The sequence below is a fragment of the Mesorhizobium sp. M1E.F.Ca.ET.041.01.1.1 genome (genome assembly GCF_003997355.1).
GTDB lineage: Bacteria > Pseudomonadota > Alphaproteobacteria > Rhizobiales > Rhizobiaceae > Mesorhizobium.
This window is the reverse complement of the sequence record NZ_RZSL01000441.1, coordinates 1-5,263: the sequence shown is the minus strand read 5'-3', so window position 1 is coordinate 5,263 and position 5,263 is coordinate 1. Positions and strand designations below refer to the sequence as shown.

Sequence of the window (5,263 nt, the reverse complement as noted above, 5' to 3'; positions counted from 1 at the left end):
CCGAGAACCGGCCTACGCCGGCCGTAGCCTTAACTCCCACGCCACTCTCATGAATGCTTCGGCCGGCGAAGGCCGGAAGCGCAGGAAGCCGCCGTTTGCAGGCCGGCATCACCTGAATATCAATATATCTTCCCGCCCAGCTCGTCCTCGATATGAGCGCGGATGATCTCGTCGAAATTCTTCTCGGCGGCAAAACCCAGCTCCCTCGCCCGCCGCGCCTCGAAGCGCGTCGGCCATCCTTTGACGATCGCCCAGATCGTCTCGTCTGGCTGTTCGCGGATCCGCTTCACCACCTCGTGTCCGGCGATGCGCTCCAGCGCCTCGATCTGCTCGCCGACGGTGGCAGCGACTCCCGGCATGGTGAGATTGCGCCGCGGCCCGACCGCATTGCCGTCGATCTCCGCCGCATGGATCAGGAAATTGACGGCGGAGCGCGGGCTGGCATGGGTGTGCAGCACCGAGCGCGGCACCGGCAGGATCGCTTCCTGGCCACTCAAGGGCTCACGGATGATGCCTGAGAAGAAGCTCGACGCCGCCTTGTTCGGCTTGCCGGGGCGAACGCAGATCGTCGGCAGCCGGATGCCGACGCCGTCGAAGAAGCCGCGCCGCGTGTAGTCCGCAAGCAGCGCTTCGCTCATCTGCTTCTGCGTGCCGTATGAGGTGAGCGGCGTCGGGTGGAACTCGTCCGGGATGACATCCGGGAACGGCGCGCCGAACACGGCGATCGACGAGGTGAAGACCAGGCGCGGCGCAAAGCCCGCCAGCCGCACGGCGTCGAACAGCGCGCGTGTGCCGTCGAGATTGACGCGGTAGCCGAGATCGAAATTGGCCTCCGCCTCGCCGGACACGATGCCGGCAAGGTGGAAGATCACGTCCGGGCGTGAACCGACCAGGCTTGCCGCCGCTCCGGATGCGGCGAAGTCGCCGGTATGGATGGCGACTTCCACGCCGTCGATCGCCGGCGCCTGCGCCGGCACGATGTCGTGCAGATCGAGCGCCGTGATCTTGCGGCCGGCGAGTGTGCCGTCCTTGGCCAGCCGTGCAATCAGCTTCCGGCCCACCATGCCGGCGGCACCCGTAATCAGAATTCTCATCTTTAGAGACCCTTCTTGCGCTGGCTGCGTCCGCGCAGCCACAGGACGACGAACAGCCCCACCATGAAGATCGCGGCGATGATGGCGGCCAGGATGGTCGAGACCTTGCCGGCGGCCAACATGATGGTCGGCAGGAAATAGGCGGCGAGGCCGAACAGCAGCAGTATCCAGGCCGCGGCGATCGCCGCGTTGCGCGTCTCGCGATCCATCAGCAGGCGTCCCTTGGCCCGAGGTCGTTTAAGTTCATCATCAGGCACGCGTCAATGATAGTGGCGGCGATCAGGAGGCGCATCATGCGCGTGGTCGTGATCATGGCGATGGTCGTGCTCGTCATGGCTGTCGGCGCAGAGGCCGAACTCGGGCTCCACCGTCGCATGATCGATGCCGTGCTTCGCGGCAAGCCGTTTCTTGATGGCGCTCACCGCCACATGCGGATCGACGCCGTCATTCAGGCAGGCGTGCAGTGTCGCCATGTTGCTGGTGCCGTCGAGCGACCAGACATGCATGTGGTGCACCTCGCGCACGCCCTTGACCGCGCCTTCGATATCCTTGGCGATCAGGTCGCGGTCGAGGCTTGCCGGCACGCCTTCGAGCAGCACATGCGCGGCCTCGCGCATCAGCGACCACGCCGTCGACAGGATGAGCAGCGACACCAGGACGGAGAGGATCGGATCGATCGGCGTCCAGCCGATTGCCAGGATGATCAGCGCCGCCACGATTGCCGCGGCCGAGCCAAGCAGGTCGCCCAGCACATGCAGGATGGCGCCGCGCATGTTCAGGCCCTCGCGATCGCCGCCGTGCAGCACGAAGAAGGAGGCGATGTTGACCAGCAGGCCGGCGACTGCCACCACCAGCATCGGGCCGCCCAGCACGGGCGCCGGGTGAATCAACCGTCCCCAGGCTTCATAGACGATCCATAGCGCGATGACGAAAATGGCGATGCCGTTGGTGTAGGCCACCAGCGTCTTCACGCGGGCGAAGCCGTAGGTGAGACGGCCGGTGGCAGGGCGGCCGGCGAGATGGAAGGCATACCAGGCAAGGCCGAGCGCGATCGCGTCCGCCAGCATGTGACCGGCGTCCGCAAGCAGCGCCAGCGAGCCGGTGAGAAGGCCGCCGAGCGCCTCCGCGACCATGAAGCCGGCCGTCAGGCAGGCCGCGATCAGCACCCGCTTCTTGTCGGTCGATCCATGCATGTGCCCGGCGCCGTGGCCATGGCTATGGTCGTGTGCACCGACCCCATGCGAGCCGTGATCGTGCGCCATCTAGCGCTCCCGTTATGCGCCGAATTCGGCGCGGAAATCCTCGAGCCGCCGCTTCTGGCGGCCCTCGCCATCGAAATTCGCCGGATCGAGCCAGGCCTCATAGGCCTTACGCAAAGCCGGCCACTCCTTGTCGATGATCGAATACCACGCCGTATCGCGATTTTCGCCCTTTACCACAAGATGCTGGCGGAAAATGCCCTCGAACTTGAAGCCGAAACGTTCGGCCGCGCGCTTCGACGGTTCGTTGCGGTTGTTGCATTTCCATTCGTAGCGGCGGTAGCCGAGCTCGTCGAAGGCATATTTGGTGAACAGGAATTGCGCTTCGGTCGCCGCCGGCTTGCGCGAGATCAGCGGCCCCCAATAGATGTTGCCGATCTCGATGACGCCGTTGGCGGCATCGATGCGCATCAGTGTCTGGCGCCCGGCAACCTTGCCGCTCGCCTTGTCGATGACAGCGAAGAACAGCGGATCCTCGCTCGCCTCGACCTTGTCCAGCCATGGCTGGAACGCGGCGCGGGTTTCCGGCGGATAATCCGGCAGCCAGGTAAAGCGGCCATCGACATCGGCCACAGACGACGCCTCGTAAAGCCCATCGCCATGTTTTGCGGCGCTCAACGGCTCGAGCCTGACGGTCCGGCCCTCGAGCGCTTTGCGTTCCGGACGCGGGCGCGGCTGCCAATCTTTCAGATTTTCCGACACCCCAATATTTTTTGGCACGGGGAACTCCAATCTGTTTGACTTTTGCGAATGGACGCTCACAAAAACGCTCGCCAACAGTAAGAACCACAGGGACGGGAAAAATGCTCCACACGATCGCCGCCTTCGACCGTCTCGGCGAGGAAAATGCCTTCGCGGTGCTCGCGCGTGCCACCGCGCTTGCCCATCAGGGCCGCGACATCATCAATCTCGGCATCGGCCAGCCCGACTTCAAGACGCCGCAGCACATCGTCGAGGCGGCGATCAAGGCGCTGCGCGACGGCCATCATGGCTACACGCCCGCCAACGGGCTGCTGGCCACCCGCGAGGCGGTGGTGCGCCGCACGCTGACCACGACCGGCGTCGAGGTGTCGGCCGAAAACGTGATGATCCTGCCCGGCGGCAAGCCGACCATGTTCGCCGCGATCCTGATGTTCGGCGAACCGGGCGCGGAGATTCTCTATCCGGATCCCGGCTTTCCCATCTACCGCTCGATGATCGAGTTCACCGGCGCCGCGCCTATTCCCGTGCCGATCCGAGAGGAGAACGGCTTCGCCTTCTCGGCCGACGAGACGCTGGCGCTGATCACGCCGAAGACAAGGCTCCTGATCCTCAACTCGCCCGCCAACCCGACCGGCGGCGTCACCCCGCGGGCCGAGATCGAGAAACTGGTCAAGGGATTGGAGAAGCACCCGCAGGTGGCGATCCTGTCCGACGAGATCTACGACGTCATGACCTATGACGGCGAGACGCATTGCTCGCTGCTCAATTTCCCGGAAATCCGCGACAGGCTGATCGTGCTCAACGGCTGGTCGAAGACCTGGGCGATGACTGGCTGGCGCATGGGCTGGTCGATCTGGCCGAACGGCGAAAAGGGCGCCTATCTCTACGACAAGGTGCGCAAGCTTGCGGTCAATTGCTGGTCCTGCGTCAACGCGCCGAGCCAGTATGCCGGCATCGCGGCGATCGACGGCCCGCAGGACGATGTCGAGAAGATGATGCGCGCTTTCGACAACCGCAGGAAGATCGTGGTCGAAGGGCTGAATGCGCTGCCCGGCATTTCCTGCATCACGCCGAAGGGCGCCTTCTATGCCTTCCCCAACGTGTCGAAGACCGGCTGGAAGGCCAAGAAGCTTGCCTCGACGCTGTTGGAAGACGCCGGCGTGGCCTTGATCGGCGGTCCGGACTTCGGCGTGCTCGGCGAAGGCTATGTCCGGCTCTCCTACGCCAATTCCGAGGAGAACATCCTGCGCGCGCTGGAGCGGATCGAGGCGTTTTTGGCAAAGTAAGCTTCCACCCTCCACTCGAGGGAGATGGCGAGCGGGCTCGCCGAGCCGACACCGGGTTGGTCGAGATCAGCTCGCTCGGGCCGCTCTCGTGAGCTGCCCGCCCTAAAGCATGTCTCCCGAAAGTGGGAACCGGTTTCGGGAGACAAAGACATGCGTAAAATCAAAAACCTAAAGCGCACGGAGCGAATCTGAAAGATCGCGACGCGCTTTAAGCGAATCCGTCAGACGCGTCTTTGCGATGGTCCGGCTGGAGTCCTTCAGCATGACCGTCGCAAGCATGTCGCGTTTGATCTGGCGCAAGATACCGGCCGCTCGACGGTGTAGGATGGCAAGTGTGAATGATGGAGCAAGCCCATGCAGAAAGGTCTGCTGAGGTCGACTGCGGCGATGAACGTGGTCTTGGCCCTTTCGCCCGGCGTTGCCTGGGCTCAGGCGTCGGATGCCGACAGGTATGCCTATGGTCCCGGCATGATGTGGTGGGGCGGAGGTTGGATGATGATTTTCGGCCCGTTGTTCATGATCCTCTTTTTTGTCGTGCTGGTAGCCGCCGTCCTGCCGCTCGGTCGCTGGCTGGGCGGGCCGGCTGTGATGCCACCCCATCAGCCGCCGCCAGGGCGCACGGCGCTTGACATTCTCAAAGAGCGCTTCGCGCGCGGCGAGATCGACAAGAACGAGTTCGAGGAGCGGCGGCGGGTGCTCGGCGAGTAGGCGCTGCGTTCGATCAGCGCTCGGGGCCGTTACCCGCGTCCGACAAACGGCATCTTCGTTGCCATCACGGTCATGAACAGCACATTGGCGTCGAGCGGCAGGCTCGCCATGTGCAGCACCGCGTCGGCGACGCGCTGGACATCCATGACCGCTTCGGCGGCGATGGAGCCATTGGCCTGCGGCACGCCGACCGTCATCGGCTGCGCCATCTCGG

General features: G+C 64.3%; 6 protein-coding genes and 1 pseudogene. 2 read left to right on the top strand and 5 right to left on the bottom strand.

The genetic code is table 11. From position 1 onward, the window contains the following. Window positions 1–119: 119 nt before the first annotated feature. Genes denD through EOA38_RS27145 form a run of 4 tightly spaced genes read right to left on the bottom strand, consistent with a single transcriptional unit; the run spans window position 120 to window position 3,055 of the window. Window positions 120–1,094 (bottom strand): D-erythronate dehydrogenase, encoded by a 975-nt coding sequence (gene denD / locus EOA38_RS27160; RefSeq protein ID WP_126092155.1) that lies wholly within the window; start codon window positions 1,092–1,094, stop codon window positions 120–122. A gap of 2 nt (window positions 1,095–1,096) precedes the next feature. Continuing rightward, on the bottom strand, window positions 1,097–1,303 hold the full coding sequence (locus EOA38_RS27155) for a hypothetical protein (protein ID WP_126092154.1): 207 nt from the start codon (window positions 1,301–1,303) through the stop codon (window positions 1,097–1,099). 51 nt (window positions 1,304–1,354) lie between these two features. Then, on the bottom strand, window positions 1,355–2,356 hold the full coding sequence (locus EOA38_RS27150; RefSeq protein ID WP_126092153.1) for a cation diffusion facilitator family transporter: 1,002 nt from the start codon (window positions 2,354–2,356) through the stop codon (window positions 1,355–1,357). Between the two features lie 12 nt (window positions 2,357–2,368). Next, window positions 2,369–3,055, bottom strand: coding sequence for a GNAT family protein (locus tag EOA38_RS27145; protein WP_126095771.1), 687 nt, complete (start codon window positions 3,053–3,055; stop codon window positions 2,369–2,371). 101 nt (window positions 3,056–3,156) lie between these two features. Between EOA38_RS27145 and EOA38_RS27140 the strand changes: the two genes are divergently transcribed. Together EOA38_RS27140 and EOA38_RS27135 are read left to right on the top strand one after the other, a co-directional pair. After that, window positions 3,157–4,341 (top strand): pyridoxal phosphate-dependent aminotransferase, encoded by a 1,185-nt coding sequence (locus tag EOA38_RS27140; RefSeq protein ID WP_126092152.1) that lies wholly within the window; start codon window positions 3,157–3,159, stop codon window positions 4,339–4,341. Between the two features lie 354 nt (window positions 4,342–4,695). Further along, window positions 4,696–5,049 (top strand): SHOCT domain-containing protein, encoded by a 354-nt coding sequence (locus EOA38_RS27135; protein WP_245464890.1) that lies wholly within the window; start codon window positions 4,696–4,698, stop codon window positions 5,047–5,049. Between the two features lie 29 nt (window positions 5,050–5,078). On the opposite strand, the pseudogene EOA38_RS27130 reads toward EOA38_RS27135, so the two are convergent. Next, window positions 5,079–5,263 (bottom strand): annotated as a pseudogene (locus tag EOA38_RS27130) (3-oxoacyl-ACP reductase); the annotation flags it as partial.

Excerpts from the sequence above, each read along its gene's own strand:
- denD (WP_126092155.1), bottom strand. The coding sequence starts at position 1,094 with ATGAGAATTCTGATTACGGGTGCCGCCGGCATGGTGGGCCGGAAGCTG.
- EOA38_RS27155 (WP_126092154.1), bottom strand. The coding sequence starts at position 1,303 with ATGGATCGCGAGACGCGCAACGCGGCGATCGCCGCGGCCTGGATACTG.
- EOA38_RS27150 (WP_126092153.1), bottom strand. The coding sequence starts at position 2,356 with ATGGCGCACGATCACGGCTCGCATGGGGTCGGTGCACACGACCATAGC.
- EOA38_RS27140 (WP_126092152.1), top strand. The coding sequence starts at position 3,157 with ATGCTCCACACGATCGCCGCCTTCGACCGTCTCGGCGAGGAAAATGCC.
- EOA38_RS27135 (WP_245464890.1), top strand. The coding sequence starts at position 4,696 with ATGCAGAAAGGTCTGCTGAGGTCGACTGCGGCGATGAACGTGGTCTTG.